This is a genomic window from Acinetobacter sp. AOR12_HL (genome assembly GCF_027855275.1).
Taxonomy (GTDB): domain Bacteria; phylum Pseudomonadota; class Gammaproteobacteria; order Pseudomonadales; family Moraxellaceae; genus Acinetobacter; species Acinetobacter baumannii.
In genome coordinates this window covers 36,765-63,342 of sequence record NZ_JAKTIJ010000015.1, presented here as the reverse complement: position 1 = coordinate 63,342, position 26,578 = coordinate 36,765, and the positions used below count along the sequence as shown (strand labels likewise).

General features: G+C 39.2%; 22 protein-coding genes and 1 pseudogene. 6 read left to right on the top strand and 17 right to left on the bottom strand.

Annotated features, from left to right (window positions below):
• The 4 genes from MKL36_RS06460 to MKL36_RS06445 all read right to left on the bottom strand — a co-directional run.
• The coding region (locus tag MKL36_RS06460; RefSeq protein ID WP_270908988.1) for a BapA/Bap/LapF family prefix-like domain-containing protein at positions 1-986 on the bottom strand (986 nt) is incomplete at its 3' end.
• Positions 987-1,443: 457 nt separating this feature from the next.
• Positions 1,444-2,946 (bottom strand): cation:proton antiporter, encoded by a 1,503-nt coding sequence (locus MKL36_RS06455; RefSeq protein ID WP_000526259.1) that lies wholly within the window; start codon positions 2,944-2,946, stop codon positions 1,444-1,446.
• Between the two features lie 237 nt (positions 2,947-3,183).
• A complete protein-coding gene (ypfJ, locus tag MKL36_RS06450; protein ID WP_001267655.1) occupies positions 3,184-4,083 on the bottom strand; it encodes a KPN_02809 family neutral zinc metallopeptidase in 900 nt (299 codons plus the stop codon).
• Positions 4,084-4,112: 29 nt separating this feature from the next.
• Positions 4,113-5,036, bottom strand: a complete 924-nt coding sequence (locus tag MKL36_RS06445; protein ID WP_000146247.1) for a DUF808 domain-containing protein — start codon at positions 5,034-5,036, stop codon at positions 4,113-4,115.
• Positions 5,037-5,243: 207 nt separating this feature from the next.
• Between MKL36_RS06445 and trpS the strand changes: the two genes are divergently transcribed.
• Entirely contained in the window at positions 5,244-6,257 is a 1,014-nt protein-coding gene (trpS, locus tag MKL36_RS06440) for a tryptophan--tRNA ligase (RefSeq protein WP_000072941.1), read from the top strand.
• Positions 6,258-6,669: 412 nt separating this feature from the next.
• Here trpS and sucD read toward each other — a convergent pair whose 3' ends face one another.
• The 10 genes and pseudogenes from sucD to sdhC form a co-directional block, all read right to left on the bottom strand.
• Entirely contained in the window at positions 6,670-7,560 is an 891-nt protein-coding gene (sucD, locus tag MKL36_RS06435; protein WP_000114637.1) for a succinate--CoA ligase subunit alpha, read from the bottom strand.
• A gap of 14 nt (positions 7,561-7,574) precedes the next feature.
• Positions 7,575-8,741, bottom strand: coding sequence for an ADP-forming succinate--CoA ligase subunit beta (sucC, locus tag MKL36_RS06430; protein WP_001048573.1), 1,167 nt, complete (start codon positions 8,739-8,741; stop codon positions 7,575-7,577).
• 147 nt (positions 8,742-8,888) lie between these two features.
• The gene (lpdA, locus tag MKL36_RS06425; protein WP_000082610.1) at positions 8,889-10,322 is read right to left on the bottom strand and encodes a dihydrolipoyl dehydrogenase; all 1,434 of its coding nucleotides are present in this window, start codon (positions 10,320-10,322) and stop codon (positions 8,889-8,891) included.
• A gap of 62 nt (positions 10,323-10,384) precedes the next feature.
• Positions 10,385-11,581 carry a 2-oxoglutarate dehydrogenase complex dihydrolipoyllysine-residue succinyltransferase gene (odhB, locus tag MKL36_RS06420; protein WP_000179879.1) on the bottom strand — a complete coding sequence of 399 codons (1,197 nt, stop codon included), beginning with the start codon at positions 11,579-11,581 and terminating at the stop codon, positions 10,385-10,387.
• On the bottom strand, positions 11,581-14,421 hold the full coding sequence (locus MKL36_RS06415; protein WP_001984866.1) for a 2-oxoglutarate dehydrogenase E1 component: 2,841 nt from the start codon (positions 14,419-14,421) through the stop codon (positions 11,581-11,583). Before MKL36_RS06415 ends, odhB begins: the two co-directional genes overlap by 1 nt.
• A gap of 157 nt (positions 14,422-14,578) precedes the next feature.
• Positions 14,579-14,708: pseudogene (locus MKL36_RS06405) on the bottom strand (hypothetical protein).
• 283 nt (positions 14,709-14,991) lie between these two features.
• Positions 14,992-15,702 (bottom strand): succinate dehydrogenase iron-sulfur subunit, encoded by a 711-nt coding sequence (locus tag MKL36_RS06400; RefSeq protein ID WP_000086385.1) that lies wholly within the window; start codon positions 15,700-15,702, stop codon positions 14,992-14,994.
• 14 nt (positions 15,703-15,716) lie between these two features.
• Positions 15,717-17,552 carry a succinate dehydrogenase flavoprotein subunit gene (sdhA, locus tag MKL36_RS06395; RefSeq protein ID WP_000500957.1) on the bottom strand — a complete coding sequence of 612 codons (1,836 nt, stop codon included), beginning with the start codon at positions 17,550-17,552 and terminating at the stop codon, positions 15,717-15,719.
• A gap of 12 nt (positions 17,553-17,564) precedes the next feature.
• Positions 17,565-17,930, bottom strand: coding sequence for a succinate dehydrogenase, hydrophobic membrane anchor protein (sdhD, locus tag MKL36_RS06390; RefSeq protein ID WP_000833672.1), 366 nt, complete (start codon positions 17,928-17,930; stop codon positions 17,565-17,567).
• Positions 17,930-18,331 (bottom strand): succinate dehydrogenase, cytochrome b556 subunit, encoded by a 402-nt coding sequence (gene sdhC, locus MKL36_RS06385; protein ID WP_001984863.1) that lies wholly within the window; start codon positions 18,329-18,331, stop codon positions 17,930-17,932. Before sdhC ends, sdhD begins: the two co-directional genes overlap by 1 nt.
• A gap of 954 nt (positions 18,332-19,285) precedes the next feature.
• Here sdhC and gltA point away from each other — a divergent pair.
• A complete protein-coding gene (gene gltA / locus MKL36_RS06380) occupies positions 19,286-20,560 on the top strand; it encodes a citrate synthase (protein WP_001287579.1) in 1,275 nt (424 codons plus the stop codon).
• A gap of 69 nt (positions 20,561-20,629) precedes the next feature.
• Here gltA and MKL36_RS06375 read toward each other — a convergent pair whose 3' ends face one another.
• Positions 20,630-21,115: a DUF1289 domain-containing protein gene (locus MKL36_RS06375; RefSeq protein WP_001981983.1), complete on the bottom strand. Its 486-nt coding sequence runs from the start codon at positions 21,113-21,115 to the stop codon at positions 20,630-20,632.
• A 111-nt stretch (positions 21,116-21,226) separates the two neighbouring features.
• On the opposite strand from MKL36_RS06375, the gene trhO reads away from it, so the two are divergent.
• Positions 21,227-22,159, top strand: a complete 933-nt coding sequence (trhO, locus tag MKL36_RS06370) for an oxygen-dependent tRNA uridine(34) hydroxylase TrhO (protein ID WP_000994655.1) — start codon at positions 21,227-21,229, stop codon at positions 22,157-22,159.
• Positions 22,160-22,282: 123 nt separating this feature from the next.
• On the opposite strand, the gene MKL36_RS06365 is transcribed toward trhO, so the two are convergent.
• Together MKL36_RS06365 and MKL36_RS06360 are read right to left on the bottom strand one after the other, a co-directional pair.
• Positions 22,283-22,807 carry a YecA/YgfB family protein gene (locus MKL36_RS06365; protein WP_001274941.1) on the bottom strand — a complete coding sequence of 175 codons (525 nt, stop codon included), beginning with the start codon at positions 22,805-22,807 and terminating at the stop codon, positions 22,283-22,285.
• Between the two features lie 75 nt (positions 22,808-22,882).
• Positions 22,883-23,089 carry a PA3496 family putative envelope integrity protein gene (locus MKL36_RS06360; RefSeq protein WP_000099358.1) on the bottom strand — a complete coding sequence of 69 codons (207 nt, stop codon included), beginning with the start codon at positions 23,087-23,089 and terminating at the stop codon, positions 22,883-22,885.
• 358 nt (positions 23,090-23,447) lie between these two features.
• On the opposite strand from MKL36_RS06360, the gene rpoD reads away from it, so the two are divergent.
• The 3 genes from rpoD to lipB all read left to right on the top strand — a co-directional run bounded on the left by rpoD (position 23,448) and on the right by lipB (position 26,557).
• Entirely contained in the window at positions 23,448-25,334 is a 1,887-nt protein-coding gene (rpoD, locus tag MKL36_RS06355) for an RNA polymerase sigma factor RpoD (protein ID WP_001281941.1), read from the top strand.
• Between the two features lie 97 nt (positions 25,335-25,431).
• Positions 25,432-25,719 carry a YbeD family protein gene (locus MKL36_RS06350; protein WP_000887099.1) on the top strand — a complete coding sequence of 96 codons (288 nt, stop codon included), beginning with the start codon at positions 25,432-25,434 and terminating at the stop codon, positions 25,717-25,719.
• Positions 25,720-25,903: 184 nt separating this feature from the next.
• On the top strand, positions 25,904-26,557 hold the full coding sequence (lipB, locus tag MKL36_RS06345) for a lipoyl(octanoyl) transferase LipB (protein WP_000050858.1): 654 nt from the start codon (positions 25,904-25,906) through the stop codon (positions 26,555-26,557).
• Positions 26,558-26,578: the final 21 nt, after the last annotated feature.

Sequence of the window (26,578 nt, the reverse complement as noted above, 5' to 3'; positions counted from 1 at the left end):
CCTGGTGTCGTATCATCTGTGCTGCTTCCTGACCCCTTGATTCCTTGATCAGGTCCAACATTGTCCAGATAACCACTCGGTACAGAAGGAGTAGCCGGTGCTAATGTATCTACAGTAACTGTTATTGCTGGGCTCTGTGCACTTTCATTACCTGCTGCATCAGTCAACGTATAAGTCAGTTGATGTGAACCATCTGCCAGCGGAGTGGTAGGCGTTAGTGTACCGGTTACAGGATCATAGCTTGCAGCTACCTTCTCACCATCAACATACAAGGTCGGAGTCTCACCTGCACCCGGTGCAGAAATCACAACACCTGGTGTCGTATCATCTGTGCTGCTTCCTGACCCCTTGATTCCTTGATCAGGTCCAACATTGTCCAGATAACCACTCGGTACAGAAGGAGTAGCTGGTGGTGTAGTATCTGTTGGTGTTGAAGAATCATCATTACTATCATGATTTGATGCTGCGGCGATAATACCGCCCGCAACTAGTGGAATAGCAGCCCATAACCATGGGTTCACGCCTGCATCATGATAAAGTAAAGGTTCAATTGAAGAAATAGGCTGGTAAATAACATCAGATACCAACTCTTGTGGAGCTTCTGCTGGTAGAGCTGCTGGTAAATCCTCACCTAAAAGTGCTTGTGGTTCCACATCACTGTCAGCATCTGCATCTGCGTCACTATCAGCATCTGCATCATTTTCAGCATCTTTGAATTTTGCCCAAATCAACTGTCCATTTTCATCTTGGAAAACCAGACTGTTATCTTTAGGCTCGGCTGTTCCGCTAAAGAAACCTTCAATAACAATGGTCTCGCCATTTTTCAGACGTATGACTGCATTGGTACCCTCCCTATTCACTACCAATACATCACTGGCAGCCACTTTCACCAATACAACTGACGCTTCTGAAAGTTTTGCAGAAGTTCCCTCTGTGGTTACCAAGGTCTTATGATTATCCTTAGCAATAATTTGTATCTCAGGCATATCTACATTCCTTTATATTATTGATTTAAATGATTTTATGTATAATTCTTTTTACTTAATGTTTTCATGTTTTTTGATCTACAACTTAAAAAACATTAAGTAATGTGATCATTTTTACGTTAATCACTTTAAAATAAAAAAAATAAATACTAAAGCCCTTAAAGAAAAAAAATTAACTAATACAAATTTTATATAAATAAAAATCTGATTTTTCTACTTATAATCTATACAAAAAGCTTATTAACTTTTTTATATGTAAAAGAAAATTAATTTTTCAATATTGAACATTCATTAAAAATTATTTTAATTTAAATTTTCATATAACAAGTTTTAATATCTCAACAAAATAAAATATATTAATAATGATATATATAAAAAAAATGGCCTTAGATAATATTTTACTATTACACTAAAGCCTCATTTTTATATTCAAATAAAAATTATTTTTTATTTACCTTTAGAAATTATCGGGACTTTCAAAACGTTTTACTTCTTGTAACTTATTTGGATCATGCATGGTTGCGATCCCGTCTTCTGTTTTTTGATCAACAATAACATCTGGGTTAAAGATAGTAATTGTTTCTCTTCCTAATGCATCTTCTCCAACTATATATTGAAAGCCACGGCGATTCATTTTATGGCATAGCTTTTGATAAAAGCCTTTAAGCCCTTCCGTTTCTTCATTAGGATTGTAATAAAACGCATTCATTACCGCAGGAAGGCCAAGTCCACACACTACACCAGATAACAATACGCTAATAAAGGTATATCCAATCAGAATACTACTATAAGGACTCAGCGCCGGAATATTCGCGACCGCCAAAATTAAAGCGAGTGAAATCCCTCCTCGAACACCACCCCAAGATAAAATAGTTAAACTACCATTGTAACTTTTGGTCTTACGCATTGTTGGGAAGAAAGCAAAAGACATAAAGTTGGCAGCAAAACGAGAAATATGCAGAATAAAGAAAGCAACTATTCCACCTAAAATCAGGCTAAAGTTTAAGTCAAGAATAAATAACTCAAGGCCAATTAAGGTAAATAAGAATGAATTGATAATCCCTTCTACTGTATGCCAAAAATGGTTAACCTCTCTGATCTCACGCTCTTCGCGAATTTCTTTCCATTTATTGCCGACGATTAAACCACCAATTACGCAGGCAATCGGTGCGGATGCATGGGCGAATAGAGCCACCAAATATGCTCCACTTGCAAGTAATGCAGTTGTTAAAATCAGGGATTCCATTTCGTGTTTACCACGCAATAAGCGTAAAGTACCTATCCCAAATGCCCACCCAATACCAACAGCAACCACAATTTCATAAAGCAAAGCTTCTAATGTCGCAACCAATGAAAAATGTTCACCCTGTAAAACATTCAGTAATGTCATAAATAAGGCAATACACATCGCATCGTTAAATAAAGATTCTCCTTCTAATTTAACAATGAGATGATGAGGAGCACGAATTGAACTTAAAACACCTTTAATACCGATCGGGTCTGTTGCACCTAATGCTGCACCTAATAATAGAAGAACCAAAATTGGTACATGATGCCCAACTAACAATTGGAAACCGTAAAGTAAGCTACCAAACAATACAGCGCAGATTACCAAGGCAATAGTGGCCAAAATACTAATCTGTTTCCAATAGCTTCTTAGATCTGAAATTTTAAATTTAAGTGCTGAAGATGTCAGAATAAAGCAAATAACGCCATTAATTAAAAAATCATAGAAATCGATGTGACGTACTGCTTCCTCAATATTATGAATATTGATAGTAATGAATTGATTACCATTTAAAAGACTGGCTCCCCATTGCAAAATGAAGACAAAAATCGCAGAAACAAGTGGTACGCCGATAGCCTGAGGAAAGCCCAAAATACGCTTATTAAATATGGTGGTCGCAATTGATAAGGCAAATACAACCGTAAATGCTTGTAATAAGAAAAAATTACCCATGAACACCCTTCTTCTGGGTCAATGACCAAATAAAAAATCTAGACAGCAGAACTGAACAGAACGAGAAAATAGGCACCTCATGTGTGCCCAAGCAATTAAAAAGTTGGAATACAAGTTTAACGAATTACGTTAATCATTCTATCAATTAGTTAAATTTCTTAACATTAATTATGTTGGAGGGATGATTAAAAAGATGAGCCTACTTAAACACCTTGTAAACTCATCTTATTTATAGATTTAGATAGAATTATTAAAAGTATCGCATTGGCTAATATCACCAGTTTTTAAACCGACTTGGAACCAGTGCATTCGCTGTTCACTACTACCATGAGTAAAGCTATCCGGAACGACCTGTCCAGTTGCCCGTTTTTGTAAGTAGTCATCTCCAATTTTTTGCGCGGCATCCATTGCTTCCTCAACGTCTCCCTGCTCTAAAAACTGAGTACGCTGTTGATTATGATTGGCCCAGATACCCGCTAAACAGTCAGCTTGTAATTCTTGACGTACAGATAACTGATTACCTTCTCTTTGACTGACTTGTGCACGAGCCTGTTGTACTTGAGATGAGATACCAAGCAAAGTTTGAACATGATGTCCTACTTCATGGGCAACTACATAAGCTTGGGCAAAGTCCCCTGCCTGATCTTGTCTCGATAATTCTGTCTGATTTTGTTCGCCAGATATTCCCATCTGCTCACGCATATCTTTGAAGAATTCTGTATCAATATAAACCTTCTGATCTGCTGGGCAATAAAAGGGACCCATTGCAGACTGAGCTGTACCACAGCCTGACTGAATCATCCCACTAAACAAGACTAATTTTGGTGGCGTATAAGTTTTACCTAACTGTTTAAAAATAGGTGTCCACGTATCCTCTGTATCGGCTAATACTGTTCCAACAAAATCAGAAGCTTCCTTTTGCTCGGCTGTTAAACTTTCGGGTGCAGTTGCATTTGATTGTTGCGAAGCAGTAACCTGCTGCGTTGCCTGATATGCTTGTTGGGGGTCAACGCCAAAAAATTTCCATGCAACAAATGCCACAACCAAACCAATAATACTAATACCACCTGCCCTAACACCGCCTCCGCCTCGACGGTCTTCAACATTGGTACTGACTCGACGATCTCTCCAACGCATAATTTCCCTCTTCTTTGTAGATGGCCTGATTAACTAGAAGCTTTTGGCCACATTTTTTGTATCAAGCTAACAACAAGCAATACTATTGCACCAGCAACAATTCCTATTGCAAAGTTAATAAGCGTTGGGGTTAAAGCACCAATGATGTTGCCTACAGCAGGTATAGTTTCCACATGATCAACTGTATTTTCAGTAACATGATGGAGTAAAGGAATCGTATGATTAATAATCCCTCCACCTACCAAAAACATCGCAATAGTGCCGACGATAGACAATAACTTCATTAAAAGTGGCGCAAATGCAAGCAGCCCGCGACCAATAGTTTGTTTAAAAGAAGCAGCCTGTTTTGTTAAATATAGACCCAAGTCATCAATCTTAACAATCATGCCAACCAAACCATAAACGCCGATCGTCATCACAACTGCAATAATGCTGAGGACACTAACTTTAGTCATTAAAGTTGCAGTTGCCACAGTACCTAAAGAAATAACCACAATTTCAGCTGACAAAATAAAGTCTGTACGAATAGCTCCTTTCACTTTATCTTTTTCAAAAGTTGCCAAGTCTAACTCTTCACTATCAAACTCTTTTTGTGCTTCTTCTGAGGTTGAGGCTTTTTTATGTGTAATGGTATGAAGAACTTTTTCAACACCCTCATAACATAAGAATAACCCGCCAAGCATTAATAAAGGATTAATCAACCAAGGAGCAATCACGCTAATTAATAAAGCTAGAGGAACTAAAATGAGCTTATTAACAAAGGAGCCTTTAGCAACTTTCCACACAATCGGTAATTCACGATCAGCACGGACACCTGTAACCTGTTGTGCATTTAAAGCCAAATCATCACCTAAAACACCAGCAGTTTTTTTTGCTGCCATTTTGCTCATTAAGGCGACGTCATCTAAAATTGTTGCAATATCATCTAGTAGTAAAAGTAAGCCACTTGCCATTTCTTATCCAGGTTTGTATTTATTAAACTATTGTAAGATGATTTTTTTCAATTTTTGTAATTTTACTGAATAAATTCACAATATTATTTTAAGAAAAGTTTACCCAATTGCTGACGAAAAAATTTTATTTCCCGTACAATAATGCCAATCTTTTATATTGCAGGGCTTATTATCCCTGATTAAGCCAATACCATAGTGGAATAAATAATGAGTAATGTTGATCAGCGTCCAATTATTTTGACAGGCGACCGCCCAACCGGACAACTTCACCTCGGGCATTTTGTCGGTTCTTTGCGTTCTCGTGTAGGTCTACAGGATAGCCATCATCAACATCTCTTATTAGCAGATGCACAAGCGTTAACAGACAATGCCGACAACCCAGATAAAGTTCGCCGTAACATTTTAGAAGTTGCTCTAGACTATTTAGCGGTAGGCATTGATCCAACTAAAACCACAATTTGTGTACAGTCATGCTTGCCTGCACTGAATGAGCTTACAATGTTATATCTTAACTTTGTAACTGTAGCTCGTTTGGAGCGTAACCCAACCATCAAATCTGAAATTCAAATGCGTGGTTTTGAACGTGATATTCCTGCCGGTTTCCTTTGCTACCCTGTAGCACAGGCAGCTGATATTACGGCTTTTAAAGCGACTGTAGTACCAGTAGGCGAAGATCAAATTCCAATGATTGAGCAAACTAACGAAATCGTGCGTCGTGTAAACCGTCAAATTGGTCAAGACCTTTTACCTGAATGTAAAGCATTGCTTTCTAATATGGCTCGTTTACCTGGTTTTGATGGTAAAGCGAAAATGTCTAAGTCATTAGGCAATACCATTGTTTTAAATGCTTCTGACAAAGACATTAAAAAAGCTGTAAATGCGATGTATACCGATCCAAATCATCTTCGCATCGAAGATCCGGGTCAAGTTGAAGGAAACATTGTATTTACTTATTTAGATGCATTTGATCCAAATAAAGAAGAAGTTGAAGAGCTAAAAGCACACTACCGCCGTGGTGGTCTTGGTGATGGTACAGTTAAAAAACGTCTTGAAGGTGTACTAAAAGAATTGATTACACCTATACGTGAACGTCGTGAAGAACTTGCTAAAGATCCTGACTACATTATGGATGTTTTACGCCAAGGTACTGATAAATGTCGAATCATTACTCAGCAGACTTTGGACGAAGTTAAAGATGGATTAGGCTTATTTAAGTTCTAATTTTTATATTAGAGATATAAATCGAAAAAGCCCTACGGGGCTTTTTTTATAATTATATTTAGATTCAATAATTTAATTTTTTAGAATTTCTATATATTTATTATGATTCACACGCTTTTACCCTTTTAACGTGAAGTAACACTAATTAACGTGAACCTTAATGAACAAATAAGAATGCGTCACTAATATAACTTGAGTAGGTTGATATGAACCTCACGACATTTCTCCTTAAGCCGAAACTGTTTTTAACAGATTCGTTGTTCTACGCAGTGATCACCCCAATCATTGCGTATTTTTTTGTCTTTTTTAACCAAATTATTCCTTATATCAATTTTATTTAACTTTTCAATAATACAAAAAAATACCGCACCATTTTTCAGATGCGGTATTTTTTAAAGATTCAAGGAAGCAATTAAGCTAAACCTTTCTCTTTTAATACTTGCAACATAGTTGAACCAAGCTCAGCTGGGCTACGAGTGTAAGCCATACCTGCTTTTTCAAATGCAGCGAATTTCTCTTCAGCAGTACCTTGACCACCAGAAATGATCGCACCAGCGTGACCCATACGCTTACCTTTAGGCGCAGTTACACCAGCGATGTAACCTACTACAGGTTTAGTCACGTTAGATTTGATGAATTCAGCAGCTTCTTCTTCCGCTGTACCACCGATCTCACCGATCATGATGATTGCATCAGTATCTGGATCGTCTTGGAACAATTGAAGAGCTTCAATTTGGTTCATACCTGGGATCGGGTCACCACCGATACCGATACAAGTAGACTGACCTAAACCAAGCTTAGTTGTTTGAGCAACAGCTTCATAAGTCAATGTACCTGAACGTGAGATGATACCAATACGACCTGGTTGGTGGATGTGACCAGGCATAATACCGATTTTACATTCACCCGGAGTGATCACGCCTGGGCAGTTAGGACCAACTAAACGAGTACCGTTACCGTTAGTTTCTAAATAACGTTTTGCTTTAAGCATGTCGATTGTTGGAACACCTTCAGTGATCACAACGATTAGGCCAACACCTGAATCAACCGCTTCAACGATTGAGTCTAAAACGAATGGAGCTGGTACATAGATTACAGATGCATCTGCATTTGTTTCACGTACAGCTTCTTTCATTGTGTTGAATACTGGTAAATCAAGGTGAGTTGTACCACCTTTACCTGGAGTAACACCACCAACAACTTTTGTACCGTAGTCTAAAGCTTGTGCAGAGTGGAAAGTACCGTTTTTACCAGTAAAACCTTGTACCAATACTTTAGTGTCTTTATTAATTAATACGCTCATGATTGATACTCCCCTTACGCTTTAACTGCAGCTACAACTTTTTCTGCGGCATCAGACAAACCGTTCGCAGAAATTAATTTCAAACCAGATTCATCAAGTAATTTCGCACCTAACTCAGCGTTGTTACCTTCTAAACGAACAACCACTGGAACAGTTACGTTTACTTCTTGAACCGCTGCAATAATTGCTTCAGCAATCATGTCACAACGTACGATACCACCGAAGATGTTGATTAAAACACCTTGTACAGACGTGTCAGCAAGAATGATTTTGAACGCTTCAATTACACGCTCTTTAGTTGCACCGCCACCAACGTCAAGGAAGTTTGCAGGCTGACCACCATAAAGTTTAATGATGTCCATAGTTGCCATTGCAAGACCAGCACCGTTAACCATACAACCAATGTTACCTTCTAAAGCAACATAGTTAAGATCAAATTCAGATGCTTTTAACTCACGCTCATTCTCTTGAGATTTATCACGTAAAGCAGCAACTTTAGGTAAACGGTAAAGCGCGTTAGAGTCGATACCTACTTTCGCATCTACACATAAAATTTCGCCATTTTCACGAACTGAAAGTGGGTTAATTTCAAATAAAGCGAAATCATTTTCAACAAATGCTTGGTAAGCAGCTGTCATGATTTTCACGAATTGACCGATTTGTTTGTCTTTCAAACCTAAAGCAAACGCAACTTCACGTGCTTGGAATGGTTGTAAACCAACTAATGGATCAACTTCAACTTTGATAATTTTTTCTGGAGTTTCTTCCGCAACTTTCTCGATTTCTACACCACCTTCTGTAGAAGCCATGAAAGTAATACGACGGCTAGAACGGTCTACAACCGCGCCCAAGTAAAGCTCACGCTCAACTGGATATACGTCTTCAGCAACAATGATGCTGTTTACTGGTTGACCATTTGCATCTGTTTGATACGTTACAAGACGAGTACCAATGATATTGTTTGCAAATTCGATAACATCTTCTTTAGATTTTGCAACTTTAACGCCACCAGCCTTACCACGACCACCAGCATGAACTTGCGCCTTCATTACAGCGAATTTACCACCAAGCTGTTCAAATGCAGCAACTGCTTCGTCTGCATTGGTTGCCAAGATACCTTCTTGTACCGGCATACCATATTCTTTCAATAACGCTTTAGCTTGATACTCATGTAAGTTCATTTAGTTACCTACTTAACTTTGTTTGTTGTCTTCAATTTGCGCAACATTCTCATGTTGTATAAGCAAATTGCTGTCTACGTCTATCAACTTGATGATTTTTTAATCACACCATCGAATGTGAAAAAGAGCGGAGAACCGCTCTTTATTTTATTTACGCTTACGTTGAATCGCGTGAATTGCACGACCATCTACAGCAAGTGCAGCTTCATGAACAACTTCAGAGAATGTTGGGTGACCAAAAGTCATCAACTGAAGATCTTCAACAGAAGATACAAATTCAAGTGCGATCATACCTTGGTGAACGATATCAGATGCCGCAGGCCCAATCACATGCATACCTAATAAACGGTCAGTTTTTGCATCAGCAACAAACTTAACAAAACCTGCACCTTCACCAGCAGCTAAAGCACGACCATTTACAGCAAAACCGAATTGACCAGTTTTTACTTCATGACCTTTTTCTTTAGCTTGCTCTTCAGTTAAACCAACCCACGCCGCTTCAGGGTGTGTATAGATAACAGAAATGATTGTGTCATAGTTTACTTGAGCTGCATGACCATGAATACGTTCAACAGCCATTACGCCCTCTTCCATTGCTTTATGAGCAAGCATTGGACCGCGTACTAAGTCACCAATCGCATATACACCTTCTACAGAAGTTGCACAGTGATCATTTACTTCAACTAAACCACGTTCAGTTAATTTAATACCTGAATCTTCAGCCAATAAACCTTCCGCATAAGCTTTACGGCCAACACAAACGATTAACTTATCAAACGTTTGTTCTTTGTCTTCACCAGCTTGAGTATATTTAACAGTCACTTCACGACCGTTTACTTCAGTACCAGATACTTTTGCACCAATGCGGATATCTAAACCTTGTTTAGTCAAGATTTTTTGATATTCCTTAGAAAGTGCTTTATCAGCCATTGGCAAGAATGCATCCATTGCTTCAAATACAACAACTTCTGCACCAAGACGACGCCATACTGAACCAAGTTCTAAACCGATTACACCTGCACCAATTACACCTAAACGCTTAGGTACTTCAGGGAAGTTTAATGCGCCAGTTGAATCAACAATAATATCTTGATCTACAGGAGCTACAGGAATATTTACAGGCACAGAACCAGACGCAAGAATTACGTATTTAGGTTCTAAAATTTGAGTTTCACCTTCATGTGGAACAAACTCAACTTTTTTACCAGCAAGTAATTTACCTGTACCTTTTAACCACTCGATACCGTTGCCTTTAAGCAATTGATCAATACCGCCAGTTAATTGGTCAACAATTTTGTCTTTACGAGCAAGAAGTTTTGCAAGATCGAAATTCACTTCACCAGTTGTAATACCGTGATCAGCTAAATGATGCACTGTATCTTCATAACGATGAGAAGAATCAAGCAAAGCTTTAGAAGGGATACAACCTACGTTTAAGCAAGTACCACCTAAAGAAGGCTTACCGTTATGAATACGTTTTTCAATACAAGCGACTTTGAAGCCTAGTTGAGCAGCGCGAATCGCAGCTTCATAACCACCAGGACCACCGCCAATGACAACAAGATCAAATTGTTGAGACATTTTTATCTCCATAAACCAGGATAGAGGATTACTCTACCCTGGTAGGTATTTATTCGAAGAAATTAAAGATCAAGAATGAGTTTAGCTGGTTCTTCTAACAATTCTTTGATTGCTACCAAGAAACCTACAGCTTCTTTACCATCGATCATACGGTGGTCATAAGAAAGCGCTAAGTACATCATTGGCAAGATTTCAACTTGACCATTTACCGCCATAGGACGTTCTTGGATTTTATGCATACCCAAGATACCAGTTTGCGGCTGGTTCAAAATTGGAGTTGAAAGTAATGAACCGAAAGTACCACCGTTAGTGATTGTGAAAGTACCGCCAGTCATTTCTTCGATAGATAATTTACCATCACGTGCTTTAGCAGCGTAAGCAGCAATACCTGCTTCAACTTCTGCATAGCTCATACGGTCAGTATCACGTAATACTGGTACAACAAGACCACGATCAGAAGATACTGCAACACCGATGTCGTAGTAACCGTGATAAACGATATCATCGCCATCAATTGAAGCATTTACAGCTGGGTAGCGTTTAAGCGCTTCAGTTGCTGCTTTAACGAAGAATGACATGAAGCCTAAACGAGCACCATGACGTTTTTCGAAAGCATCTTTATATTGCTTACGTAATTCCATGATTGGCTTCATGTTAACTTCGTTAAATGTAGTTAACATTGCTGTTTCTTGAGTAGCTGCAAGAAGACGCTCAGCTACACGTTTACGTAAACGAGTCATTGGAACACGTTTTTCGATACGTTCGCCAACAGCAACGCTTAATGGAGTAACGTTAGCAGCTGGTTTAGCTTGATGGTTCGCAACATCTTCTTTAGTGATACGACCACCACGACCAGTACCTTGTACGTCAGAAGCAGCAATGCCAGATTCAGTTAACGCTTTACGTACTGCAGGAGCTTGATCAGATACAGTTTCGTTACGCTCAACAACAGGAGCAGCACCAGCTTGAGTCTGAGCAACTGCTTGTTCTACTGCCGCAGGAGCAGCAGCCGCTGCGCCAGCACCAGCTTCGAATTGAGCAATAACTTCGTCAGAAAGAACTGTATCGCCTTCACCTTTAATGATTGCAACCAAGCTACCATCTGCAGGAGCAACAACTTCTAAAACAACTTTGTCGGTTTCAATATCACAGATTACTTCATCACGTGATACAGGTTCACCCACCTTTTTATGCCAAGTTGCGATGGTTCCATCTGCAACAGACTCTGGGAATACCGGTGCTTTAATTTCGGTTGCCATTATTGAGAATCTCCTGATTGTTCAGCTTCGATTGCCAATGCATCATTAATTAGCTGAGCTTGTTGTTTTGCATGCAAGTACGGTGAGCCACAAGCTGGTGCAGCAGAAGCTTCACGACCTGCAAAACTGATACGGATTTGTTTGCCAGATTTTAAGATATCGTCATATAAACGCGGTGCGATAAACAACCAAGCACCTTGGTTCTTCGGCTCTTCTTGCGCCCAAACGAGTTCTTTCACATTTGGATAAGCAGCCAAGATTTCCGCAAGACGTTGCTCTGGGTATGGATACAACTGTTCAATACGTACAATTGCAACATTAGTTAAGTTTTGTTCACGACGTTTTTCGAGTAAGTCGTAATAAACTTTACCGCCACAAAGTACAAGACGAGTTACATCTGACTTGTTAATTTGATCGATTTCGTCAATTACAGTTTGGAATGAACCATGTGCTAACTCTTCTAAAGTAGAAGTCGCAAGTTTATGACGAAGTAAAGATTTCGGTGACATTACGATTAATGGCTTACGAATTGGGCGTACAGCCTGACGACGTAATGCATGGAAAATCTGTGCAGGTGTCGTTGGAGTGATCACTTGCATGTTGTCTTCAGCACATAACTGTAAGAAACGTTCTAAACGAGCTGAAGAGTGCTCTGGACCTTGACCTTCGAAACCGTGTGGTAACAACATTGTTAAACCACAAACACGCTCCCACTTAGTCTCACCAGAAGCAATAAACTGGTCAATCACAACTTGAGCACAGTTTACGAAGTCACCAAATTGTGCTTCCCAAATAATCAAGCTCTTAGGAATTGTAGTTGCGTAACCATATTCGAACGCAAGAACTGCTTCTTCAGATAAAAGAGAGTCGTAAATCGCAAAACGTGGTTGGTTCTCTTTCACATGGCAAAGAGGAATGTAAGTTGAACCATCAACTTGGTTATGCAATTTTGCATGACGGTGTGAGAAGGTACCACGACCCACGTCTTCACCAGTAATACGAACTAGATAGTCTTCATCTAATAAAGTTGCATAAGCTAAAGTTTCTGCTGCACCCCAGTTCAATGGAGTTTCACCAGTTTGCATTTTCACGCGGTCTTCAATTACTTTTTGAACCTGACGCTGCATTACAAACCCTTCAGGAAGCTTGCTCATGCCCTCGCCTAATTCTTTAAGGCGGTTTATGTCAAATGAAGTATCCCAATCGTCTGTATATTCATGGCCCAAATATGGAGTCCAATCTACAAACATTTTAGTGTTCGGTTCAAGAATCAAAGCATTCGCTACATGATTACCCGCTTCTAAATCAGCACGATAATCTTCAACCATTTGGTCAGCTTCAGCACGGTCAAGTACTTTCTCTTGTACCAATTGATCAGCATAAAGTGTACGAGTAGTTGCTTTCTTAGCAATCACTTGATACATCAATGGTTGTGTACCAGATGGCTCATCTGCTTCGTTATGGCCGCGACGACGGTAACAGAACAAATCGATGACTACATCTTTACGGAATTCGTGACGGAAATCATGTGCTAATTGAGTAGCAAAGATAACAGCTTCAGGATCATCACCATTTACATGGAAGATAGGAGCCTGAATCATTTTAGCAACGTCTGTACAGTATTCTGTCGAACGCGCATCACGTGGATCAGAAGTTGTGAAACCAACTTGGTTGTTCACAATAATATGAACTGTACCACCAACCGTATAGCCACGAGTTTGTGACATCTGGAAGGTTTCCATGTTCACGCCCTGACCTGCAAATGCAGCATCACCATGAACAATAACTGGTAATACGTCATCACCGCCGATGTCTCTACGACGTACTTGACGCGCACGTACAGAACCTTCAACTACAGGGCCAACGATTTCCAAGTGAGATGGGTTAAATGCCAATGCCAAGTGAACTTCACCACCTGGAGTCATTACATTACTTGAGAAACCTTGGTGGTATTTAACGTCACCAGAACCTTTCTTATGAAGTGCTTTACCTTCGAACTCACCAAATAAGTCCGCAGGGTTTTTACCCATAATATTAACAAGAAGGTTCAAACGACCACGGTGTGGCATACCGATAACAACTTCTTTACAACCTACGGCACCAGCACGCTGGATAATCTCATTTACCATAGGAATAAAAGATTCGCCGCCTTCAACACCAAAACGTTTAGCGCCGACGTATTTATTACCGAGATATTTTTCTAAGCCTTCAGCAGCAGTTAAGCGCTCTAAGAAGCCTTTCTTTTGTTCATTTGAGAAATTGAATTTACCACGGGCACTTTCAAGACGTTGTTGAATCCAACGTTTCTCTTTTGTGTCCACGATATGCATATATTCAACACCGATCGAACCACAATAGATTGCTTCCATTGCTTCAATCATCTCAGCAAGCGTTGCTTCGCTTTTACCGATCTCAAGATTGCCTGTGTTGAATACTGTGTCTAAATCTGATTTGGTTAAACCGTGTGCTGAAAGATCTAAATCAGGAATATCTTCACGCTTAGCAAGACCTAACGGATCTAGCTTAGCTTTTTGATGTCCGCGATTGCGATAAGCAGCAATGAGTTGTAAAACGCCAATTTGACGACGCTCATGTTCAGTACTTACAGTACTTTGTACAACAGGTTGAACACGATTAGCATTACGTCCTAGTAATAGGAATTGCTCACGCACAGCGCTGTGTGGTTGGTCACCCTTTGGATATTTATCGAAATATTGGCGCCAGTCCTCAGCGACGGAGGTTGGGGAAGTCAGGTACTGCTCGTAAAGTTCTTCAATATACGCTGCACTATCAGCGGAAAGTTCAGTGTCAAGACGCAATGCGTCAGCAACTTCTTGCATTTGTGGACCCATTTCCTATTGCAAAAAATATTACAGGCTGCCTTTTAAGCATACCCATGATGCATAATGTCAAATTGGTAAAAATGACACTACTTACCCAACAGGTCTTCAAGACCATGGGGCGTCATACTACCTAGAGAGAAAACTCCATAGGTAATTAATGAATCACAACGCCCTCAATGGCATCATCACTCACCTTATACTCGATAAAAAACCGAGCAATTTTTTGCAAATCTTTTTAGAAAAATTAACTTTAAAATTAACTTTTCTAAAATGACTTTAACCATAAAAATTAAGCACAGATCTAAGATCGTGCCACTTAATTTAATTTCACTAGTATACGCTTTTTTCACCTATAACTTTGTGGCAAATCGTATCATGTTCTTAACGAACGATTGATTTTTTTGACACATACCATCTATAAATTGGCGAAATACATATCCAATTTTATCTATTAATATATGGTGCTTTATATAAAAACCCCTCTTTTACCGACTAAAGTATAAGACACGTATTATAAAATTAAAAAAAAACGCACATCAAGGATGTGCGTTCTCTATTTGCGCAGAATTAACCCGCTTGATCTAACAACATATTACGGATATGACCGATTGCTTTTGTTGGATTCAAACCTTTAGGACATACTGACACACAGTTCATAATACCTTTACAACGGAACAAACTGAACGGATCGTCAAGACGAGCCAAACGTTCTGCAGTTGCAGTATCACGAGAGTCGATAATAAAACGATATGCATTCAACAACGCTGAAGGGCCCAAGAATTTATCAGGGTTCCACCAGAATGATGGGCATGAAGTTGAACAACATGCACAAAGAATACACTCATACAAACCATTTAAGTGTTCACGCTCTTCAGGAGATTGCAAACGCTCTTTAGGTGGAGCAGGTTGATTATTGATCAAGAATGGCTGAATTTTGTCATACTGATCATAGAATTGGTTCATATCAACAACCAAATCTTTAACAACCGGCAAACCAGGTAATGGACGAATTACGATTTTCTCTGGTAAATCGTTAAGGTTTTGCAAGCAAGCCAAACCATTTTTACCATTGATATTCACACCATCAGAACCACAAATACCTTCACGGCAAGAACGACGGAATGTTAACGTTTCGTCTTGAACCTTCAAAGCAAGCAATGCATCAAGCAACATACGGTGCTTATCAGTCAACTCAAGCTTGAAAGTTTGCATGTACGGCGCTTTATCCTTATCAGGATCATAGCGGTAGATTTCGAATGTACGAGTACCTCTACTCATCTTTATACTCCCGATTAGAATGTACGTGGTGCTGGTGGAATTGGATCAACAGTTAACGGCTTGAAGCGCACTGGCTTATATTCCAAACGGTTATCTGATGAATACCATAAAGTGTGTTTCATCCACTCATCATCACGGCGACCGTATGAATAAGTTGGGTGATCAGCTGGTAATTCATAATCAACTACCGTATGCGCACCACGACATTCTTTACGCGCAGCAGCTGAAATTAATGTAGCTTTTGCAACTTCATATAAGTTTTCAACTTCAAGCGCTTCAACACGTGCAGTGTTAAATACTTTAGATTTATCTTTCAAGTGAATGTTACGCACGCGTGGTTCAAGAGCAAGAATCTCTTTAACACCTTTATCAAGCAATGCTTGAGTACGGAATACACCTGCGTGGTCTTGAACGATATCACGAATTGCATCAGCAACTTCTTGAGCATTTTCGCCAGAAGTTGATTCATCCAATTTACGTACACGAGCTAAAGTTTGCTCTAATACATTTGTTGGAAGCGGTGCATATTCATCACCATGATGCTTAGTTACGTAATCGATAATGTGCTCACCAGCAGCCTTACCAAATACAACCAAGTCAAGAAGTGAGTTAGTACCCAAACGGTTCGCACCATGTACTGATACGCATGAACACTCACCGATTGCATAGAAACCTTTTACAGGTTTAGTGTAGTTGTCTGTACCAGGCTCTGGTAAGCACACTTGACCATGCATATTCGTAGGAATACCACCCATTTGATAATGGATTGTTGGTACTACTGGAATTGGTTCTTTAGTGATGTCAACGTTTGCGAATTTTTTACCAATCTCAAATACAGATGGTAAACGCTTCATAATTGTGTCAGCACCCAAGTGAGTCATATCAAGCAAGATATAATCACCTTTTGGACCACAACCACGACCTTCTTTAATTTCTTGGTCCATAGAACGTGATACGAAGTCACGCGGAGCCAAGTCTTTTAAAGTTGGCGCATAACGTTCCATGAATGGTTCGCCGTCTTTGTTACGAAGGATCGCACCTTCACCACGACAACCTTCAGTCAACAATACGCCTGCGCCCGCAACACCTGTAGGGTGGAATTGCCAGAATTCCATATCTTGTAATGGAATACCAGCACGAGCAGCCATACCAAGACCGTCACCAGTGTTGATATAAGCATTTGTTGATGCACGATAAACACGACCAGCACCACCAGTTGCAAATAATGTTGCTTTTGCTTGGAATACTGCAATGTTACCAGTTTCTTGGTCAATTGCAGTTACACCGAGTACATCACCTGCTTCGTTACGGATCAAATCAAGAGCGATCCACTCAACGAAGAATTGAGTACCCATTTTCACGTTGCTTTGATAAAGCGTGTGCAATAAAGCGTGACCAGTACGGTCAGCAGCAGCACAAGCACGTGGAACTGGTTTATCACCATAGTTTGCAGAGTGACCACCGAATGGACGTTGGTAAATTGTACCATCAGCGTTACGGTCAAACGGCATACCTAAGTGTTCAAGTTCATAAACAACTTTTGGCGCCTCACGACACATAAACTCGATTGCGTCTTGGTCACCTAACCAGTCAGAACCTTTTACTGTATCGTAAAAGTGGAAATGCCAGTTATCTTCTTGCATGTTACCTAACGACGCACCAATACCGCCCTGAGCAGCAACTGTATGTGAACGTGTTGGGAAAACTTTAGTAAGTACTGCAACTTTCAAACCTGCTTGAGCAAGTTGGTAAGATGCACGCATACCAGAACCACCACCACCAACGATAACAGCATCGAAAGTGAGGTTTTGAATATTTGAATAATCTTCTTTAGGGTTTATCGCGCCCATGATATCTTCCTATCAATTCGCCCAGAAAATCTGGATACCCCAGATTGCGTACACAAACACTGCAATAATGACAGCCGTAGTCAGTACAAGGCGTAAACCTTTCGCTGAAGGACCCATTTGACGAGTAGTGACATAGTCAGTAAAAACCTGCCACATACCAATCCATGCGTGTGCGATAAGCGACAAAATTGCCAATAAAGAGAAAATCTTCATTGGTAATGTCATCATGAAGCCAGCCCATTGTTGATAGTCAAATCCGCCTTTGCAGAGGATCCAACCAAAAAGAACAACAGTATAAGCTGCCAATACCACAGCACTTACACGCTGGATAAACCAATCACGAGAACCTGAACCTGTTAAACCTGTAGCACTTTTCATTAGAACATAATCCATACAAAGGCTGCGATAATGGCTACCACAGATAAGATCAATGAAATTGTCGCTGCAATACGACCGCTTTGCAGTTCTTCAGCAAAACCTAGATCTGCAAGCAAATGCTTAACCCCAGCAATAAAGTGGAAAATCAAGCCGGCTACAAATACCCACACAACAAAACGTACGAGGATATTTCCAAAAACGACATTTTTAACGTAGTCAAATCCTTCTGGTGAAGATAATGATTTATCTAGAATCCATAAGAGAACTGGTACTAATAAGAAAACGATGACACCTGATAAACGGTGTAAAATTGATGCAATAGCCACGGGTGAGCGTAAATTTACCGCTAACACCTGACCCATGGACAAATTGACAGGTCTGTTGCTTTTCACAGCGGGCATCCTGTAGGTAGAAACTCCGACCGGAGTTTGTTGAATTAATTCCAAGGAAAGCTGGCATTGTTAGGCAAGCACAGCTCATGCCTAACCTATAAACGACACTGAATTATAAAACGCGAAATATCAAAATACAAACAATCGACTTTGGCTTTTCCGCAAAAACTCATCAAATAAGAATCATTCACATAGCCAAACAGCATCCTTTCCTATCCCGAAGTTAAGATTAAACAAAACATGTGCTTGTTTAATCTCATCTTTTATAAAAAATTGCTTTTCTACAGTTTTATTTAAAATAAGTGCATTTTAGACTAAAGATAAAGTTAATAAATCATCAACTCAAGACAAAAATATAAATAAAACTACTTCTTACCTGCTAATTTTATTCGGTTTTATCTATAAAGAGGGATTATCCGTATTTATATCAAAAGAAATAAAGTGCTACTTGACTGTTAACAATGATCACTATTTTTACAAAAAATGAGTTTTAATTTTTTCTAGACTGTTCAATGAGCTATTTTTTAAACAATTAAACTTAAAAAAAAGACAACTTTTGGAATTATCAAATAGTGATAATGTGGCGATTTTTGAATCACAATTTAAAATTACAGTCTGAGTTTTATGATTTTTTTAATCGGATTGGCATTTTATAACGTTACCCTATTCTTAATTTTTATTTAAAAATTTGCTTACAATTGTACTCACGCTTCATTTTTTTTCTGCACGTTCTTCTTGAATTGACTTATGATACCATCCCGATGCAGTGATTTTACTGACTTTTTTTGCTCGGGTCTTGATGACTAACTCTCTGTGGGAACGTCATTTTTTATCCATAAGTATAATTGACAAAATTTCAGTACTCACTAATCTTATAGCAAATTTTGACACCGTCTGATTCGCACATGAGAAAATTAGGATTTCGAGTCAGATAATCATTCACCAGGACAGGAGATCTATTGAATGTCTGAAGCAACTGGCAAAAAAGCCGTATTACATCTTGATGGCAAAGAAATTGAATTACCAATTTACAGTGGCACATTAGGTCCCGATGTAATCGACGTTAAAGATGTATTGGCCTCAGGTCACTTTACTTTTGATCCTGGTTTTATGGCGACAGCTTCATGCGAGTCTAAAATCACATTTATCGATGGTGACAAAGGTATTTTATTACACCGCGGTTACCCGATTGACCAGTTAGCGACTCAAGCAGACTACCTTGAAACTTGTTATTTATTATTAAATGGCGAGTTACCAACTGCTGAACAAAAAGTTGAGTTCGATGCGAAAGTTCGTGCTCATACTATGGTTCATGATCAAGTTAGCCGTTTCTTCAATGGTTTCCGTCGTGATGCTCACCCTATGGCAATCATGGTTGGTGTAGTAGGCGCATTATCTGCTTTCTATCACAACAACCTTGACATTGAAGACATCAACCACCGCGAAATTACTGCGATTCGTTTGATTGCTAAAATTCCAACGCTTGCTGCTTGGAGCTACAAATATACTGTAGGTCAGCCATTCATCTATCCACGTAATGACTTAAATTACGCGGAAAACTTCTTACACATGATGTTTGCAACTCCTGCAGACCGTGACTACAAAGTAAACCCTGTTCTTGCACGTGCAATGGATCGTATCTTTACGCTTCACGCTGACCATGAACAAAACGCGTCTACTTCTACAGTTCGTCTTGCTGGTTCTACTGGTGCGAATCCATATGCGTGTATCTCTGCTGGTATCTCTGCTCTTTGGGGTCCTGCACACGGTGGTGCGAACGAAGCAGTTCTTAAAATGCTTGATGAAATCGGTAGCGTTGAAAATGTTGCTGAGTTCATGGAAAAAGTTAAACGCAAAGAAGTTAAACTTATGGGCTTCGGTCACCGCGTTTACAAAAACTTCGATCCACGTGCTAAAGTGATGAAGCAAACTTGTGACGAAGTTCTTGAAGCATTAGGTATCAATGATCCTCAATTAGCGCTTGCTATGGAACTTGAACGTATTGCATTGAACGACCCGTACTTTGTTGAACGTAAACTTTACCCTAACGTAGACTTCTACTCTGGTATCATCCTTAAAGCGATTGGTATCCCAACAGAAATGTTTACCGTTATCTTCGCTCTTGCACGTACAGTTGGCTGGATCAGTCACTGGTTAGAAATGCACAGCGGTCCTTACAAAATTGGTCGTCCTCGTCAGCTTTACACTGGTGAAGTGCAACGTGACATCAAGCGTTAATATTCGAAAGAACATTAATGTAAAAAAGCTGCCTAATGGCAGCTTTTTTTATAAATAAGTTTTTAAAAGTTATTCTTCTTCAAACATATTTAATAAGTGATGACTAATCCCATCAGCTCTTAGCCAAGCCAACTCATAACTCGCTTTAGCCAAAGCTAAAATACGTCTTTCAAACTCAGTCCATACTTCTTTAACTTGCGCTTCTGAAATCCCCAAACCACTCTCATGAGCTAAATGCTTATTCTTTTCACATATTTTTAAGGCATGGTAGAGTTTACGCCCTTTACTCGCCCCTTCCATTAACCTGACACGTTTACCTAATATAAATCCTTCTACATGCTGTAGATTCGCCTGCGGCAACATAGGTACCAAAATCTGATCCAATTGATCATCTAAACGCTTCCAGACAGCTAAACGCTGCTCTGCCGTATAGGTATTCCATTGAATTACTTCATGGTTAAAGCGGCGACAACCACGACATACCTGATCACCAAAAACTGTTGAACAACGCCCTGCACATGGGGTGAGAGAGAGCATTCGATGATCACTACTCAAAACAGACTCCTTAAATAAACCATATACTTTTTATGGTTTTCTCGCTTATTACGAATTTTCGCGCTAAAATATGCGCCTTAAATTTCTATCTTAATACATTTGGAGTTTTCCATGAACGCTACTGTAGAACAGCTTGCACCTGTAGAACAGCAAGCGACCGCGGGTTGGGTTGTTGCAGCACTATATCAATTTAAAGAAGTTCAAGATCCAGCTGATCTTCAACAACGTCTTTTAGACTTAGTGAAAACAATTAACCTTTGCGGAACTCTGATTGTAGCAGGTGAAGGAATTAATGGTACTGTTGCTGGTGACCGTGAAGCAATTGATACGATTCATCAATTTTTGTTAAACGAAGGTTTTAACGCTATGGAATATAAAGAATCCCATAGTTCTGACAAACCTTTCCGTAAAATGAAAATCAAGCTTAAAAAAGAAATCGTGACTTTAGGCGTTGAAGTAAAACCTCGTGATTTAGTGGGTCACTATCTTGATCCTAAAGAATGGAATGAGCTTATTGCACGTGATGATGTGATTCTAATCGACACACGTAATGATTATGAATATAAAGCCGGAACTTTCAAAGGTGCGATTGATCCAAAAACAGAAACTTTCCGCGAATTTCCTGAATATGTAAAAAAAGAGTTAGAACAACATAAAGATAAGAAAATCGCGATGTTCTGTACGGGCGGTATTCGCTGCGAAAAATCAACTTCTTTACTTCTTCAAGAGGGCTTTAAAGAGGTTTACCACCTTAAAGGCGGTATTCTTAAATATTTAGAAGAAACTCCTCCTGATGAAAGCCTTTGGGAAGGTGAATGTTTCGTATTTGATGGACGTACTGCTGTAACTCATGGTGTTGAAGAAGGTGCAAACATTAAATGTCATGCTTGTGGCTGGCCTTTAACTCCTGAAGAGTCTGCGCTACCAAGCTATGAACATGGTGTTTCTTGCTTGTACTGTATTGATAAAACCACTGAAAAACAAAAAGCTGGTTTCCGTATGCGCCAATCACAAATTGCTGCCGCTAAACGTAAACGTCTATAAGATTTAATAGAGTTTCAAAAAAGGCATTTAGTTTTCTAGATGCCTTTTTTTAATTCATACAAATAAATTCTGACAATAAAAAACGCCCTAGAAAGGACGTTATTTATTATTTCTTCTAATAAATTAATTTGGAGTATGGTACATCAAATATAACTCATTCAAATTATCTGGGATTTCTTCTGCCAGTTCATCCATTAACTGTCCATTGCGACGGAAAGATTCCATCTGTGGATCTTCTTCATCAATTCCGCTAAAAACCATGATCGGTAAAGTCAAATCAACCAATTGTTCTTCATACTCAGGGGCAAACCAAGCCTCTTCGTTTAAGAACATTGCATCAACAAACCCTACACTCCAATCGCCTAGGCTTGATTCAACGTCAGCTTCTTCAACTTCAAATGGAAATTCAATCCCATTTTCATTTGCTAAATCTTGACGAATCGACTCTAGCCAAACCTTGATTTGTTGAATAATTTCAGCCGGAACCTTTTTCTGGTTACCTTCGAACAATTCATCTAACCAACGGTCAAACTGAGGGCCTACTGCAATTGCACACAAAAATCCATGAGTTGCAGCAAAGTCTAGACCATACTCATTGTGGTCTCCATCTAGATATTCACTTAATTGGTCTAAATCTAATGCACTCATTGTGTGTTACCTGACTTTAAAAAGAAATTGACGATAGCATAGCACTTAAGCTGACGATGCCCTATTTAGTTTTGATTAGTCTTCGTCATCAAGATCATCATCGTCTAAATCATAATCGAAATCTTTTAACTCACGCTCTAAACGGCGCTGTGCCAATAGATCATCAATTAATCTACGTTTTTCCAACGATTCTTTTGCACTGATTTTGCCTGATGACTCATCAAAACCGACATCATCATCATCGCCGTAGTTATCATCTAGTTCAAAATCTGTAGAAGACACTAAAACTACCTCATAATGAAAAAATGTGAATGGGTCTAGCCGCTATTTATCTGTCTTACTTTTCCTTGTCAAGTTTTATTTATATTTTTTTCATTTAATTGCTCATTTGTACTTTTTTTCACCCAAAAAATTGTGTATTTATAAAACAGAACAATCTTTTGATAAGCGAAGATTTCTACAAATTTTTCTATGATTTAACCTTGAAAAAAATGATTTTAGCCCAATATTCAAAAAATAGTCGTGAATTCAAAGATATTTTTTATTTAACGGTCACCGATCAAAGCCCAAACATTTCAAGCAAATTGTGCTATCATGCACGGTTTTTCACTGCCACAGATTCAACAAAGAGTAAGCAAAGATGAGCGATATGCATTCCCCTACTTCTCAAGTAGCGGCTCTGATTAGCCGAGGCAAAGAACAAGGTTACTTAACTTACGCTGAGGTTAACGATCATCTGCCGGACTCGATTACTGAAAGCGAACAGATTGAAGACATCATCCAGATGCTTCAAGACGTTGGTATTCCTGTACACGAGCGTGCACCTGAATCTGACGATACCATGTTCGGCGAATCAGCTGATGCAACTGATGAAGTTGCTGAAGAAGAAGCTGCTGCCGTACTTGCATCTGTTGAAAATGAGCCTGGACGTACGACAGACCCTGTACGTATGTACATGCGTGAAATGGGTACAGTAGAACTGTTAACCCGTGAAGGTGAAATCAGCATTGCTAAACGTATTGAAGAAGGCATTCGTGATGTCTTGAACTCAATCGCTTACTGGCCAAATGCTGTTGAAGTTGTATTAAAAGAATATAATGATTTTTTAACTGGCGAACGCCGTCTTGCCGATATCTTATCTGGTTATTTAGACCCTGAAACTGATGAAGATATTCCTGAAGTTTTAGAAGATGTTGAAGAGCTTGAGGAAGAAGACGAATCATCTACAAAGTCAACGAAAGAAGTTAAGCTTGATGATGACGATGAAGAAGAAGAGTCTGAAGGTGATGATGATTCTGAAGGTGATTCAGGTCCAGACCCTGAAGTTGCAAAAGTTCGTTTTGCTGAATTAGAAGCTGCATGGGCTCAAACTAAAGCTGTCATCGAAAAACATGGCCGTAATAGCCCTGAAGCAAATGAAGCTCTTGAGTCTTTAGCAACTGTATTTATGATGTTTAAATTTACTCCACGTTTATTTGACATCATTTCAGAAATGATTCGCGGAACTCATGAACAAATTCGTGCCAATGAACGTGAAATTATGCGTTATGCAGTACGTCGTGGTCGTATGGACCGTAACCAGTTCCGTACATCTTTCCCGAAACAGGAATCTAATCCTGCTTGGTTAGATGAACAAATTGCTAAAGCTCCAGCTGAAATCAAGGCTCACTTGGAAAAAGTTCGTCCTGATGTTTTAGCCTTCCAGCAAAAAATTGCAGATATCGAAAAAGAGCTTGGCCTAAACGTTAGTGAAATTAAAGATATTTCTAAACGTATGGCAATTGGTGAAGCCAAAGCTCGTCGTGCGAAAAAAGAAATGGTAGAGGCCAACCTTCGTTTGGTAATTTCGATTGCGAAAAAATATACCAACCGTGGTTTACAGTTCCTTGACTTGATTCAAGAAGGGAACATTGGTTTGATGAAAGCCGTAGACAAGTTTGAATATCGTCGTGGTTATAAATTCTCGACTTATGCGACTTGGTGGATTCGTCAGGCAATTACCCGTTCTATTGCCGATCAGGCTCGTACAATTCGTATTCCTGTACACATGATTGAAACGATTAACAAAATTAACCGTGTATCGCGTCAATTATTACAGGAAATGGGCCGTGAACCTACTCCTGAAGAGTTAGGTGAACGCTTAGAAATGGATGAGGTTAAAGTTCGTAAGGTTCTTAAAATTGCGAAAGAACCAATTTCAATGGAAACTCCAATCGGTGATGATGAAGATTCGCATCTTGGCGATTTCATTGAAGACCAGAACATCACTTCTCCAATTGATGCTGCGACTTCAGAAGGCTTAAAAGAAGCAACTCGTGAAGTTTTAGAAAACTTAACTGAACGTGAAGCAAAAGTATTGAAGATGCGTTTTGGTATTGATATGCCAACCGATCATACTTTAGAAGAAGTAGGTAAGCAGTTTGATGTAACACGTGAGCGTATTCGTCAGATTGAAGCGAAAGCATTGCGTAAATTACGTCACCCTTCTCGTTCTGAACACTTGCGTTCTTTCCTAGAGAATGACTAATTTTTGAAATCTTGAAATTTCGAGACTAGTCCCCATTTAATAGAAAGAGCTATAAACGCCTGCGATGATGCAGGCGTTTCACATGATGAGGTTACTTATGTTAGACCGCACTCCATCTCGCGAACTCCGTGAAGACCTTTGGGTATTTCCAATGGACTATCCAATTAAACTCATTGGCGATGCGGGTGAAGAATTACGTATAGCTGTCGTTGATATTCTAGTGAAACATTTTCCTGACTTTGACCAAACAACGTTAAAAGTACAAGAATCACGTACAGGCAAATACCATTCATTAACCGCGCAATTACGCTTTGATGAATTGGAACAAGTGCATGCTTTGTATGCAGACTTGGCTGCTTGTCCGCAAATAAGAACTGCGCTTTAATTTTAAAATGCCATGACAAATTTAATGTCATGGCATTTTTATTTATACCAATCTTTATAGAAATAATTACAAATATTTAGAACCGCTTAGGCAAAATACTTTAAACTCATCAAGAGCATACTCTCATAATTTAAAAGTTGAGAGACTTCCCTTCTGTTAAGTACCATGCACAGGAAAATGTTTAATGAGCCTTGATAAACCCACTTTGATTATTCGTCAGTGGAACGATTTACAAGATTATCAAAGCAAATTCGAATCGATGAAGAACCTGACCAATCAACGTGATGAAAATACAGCAGACGAGCTGTGGTTACTCCAGCATCATGAAGTACTAACTCAAGGTCAGGCTGGAAAACCAGAACATATTCTGATTCCATCAAACATTCCTGTGGTACAAACTGACCGTGGTGGACAAGTGACATGGCATGGTCCTGGTCAACTCGTCGCTTACTTTATGTTTGACCTTAATCGACTGAAATGGAATGTACGCACATTGGTCAGTTTTGCTGAACAATTTATGATAGATGTTTTAAAGAAATATAACATTGAAGCATATGCAAAGCCTGATGCACCAGGCGTTTATGTGGATGGCAGAAAGATTGGTTCATTAGGCTTCAAAATTCGCCGTGGACGTAGTTATCACGGTTTAGCCCTAAACTTGGACTGTGCTCTAACTGGTTTTCAAACCATCAACCCATGTGGTTATGCAGGGCTAGAAATGGTCCGCATACAAGATTTAGTGACTCCATATCCATCATTTGAACAACTTTGTCAGGACTTTATTGAGTATATTAAAGCTACTGGGTACTTTAATGACCCAGAAGTCAAAATTGAATAAATGATTTTGAGATGGAATAAA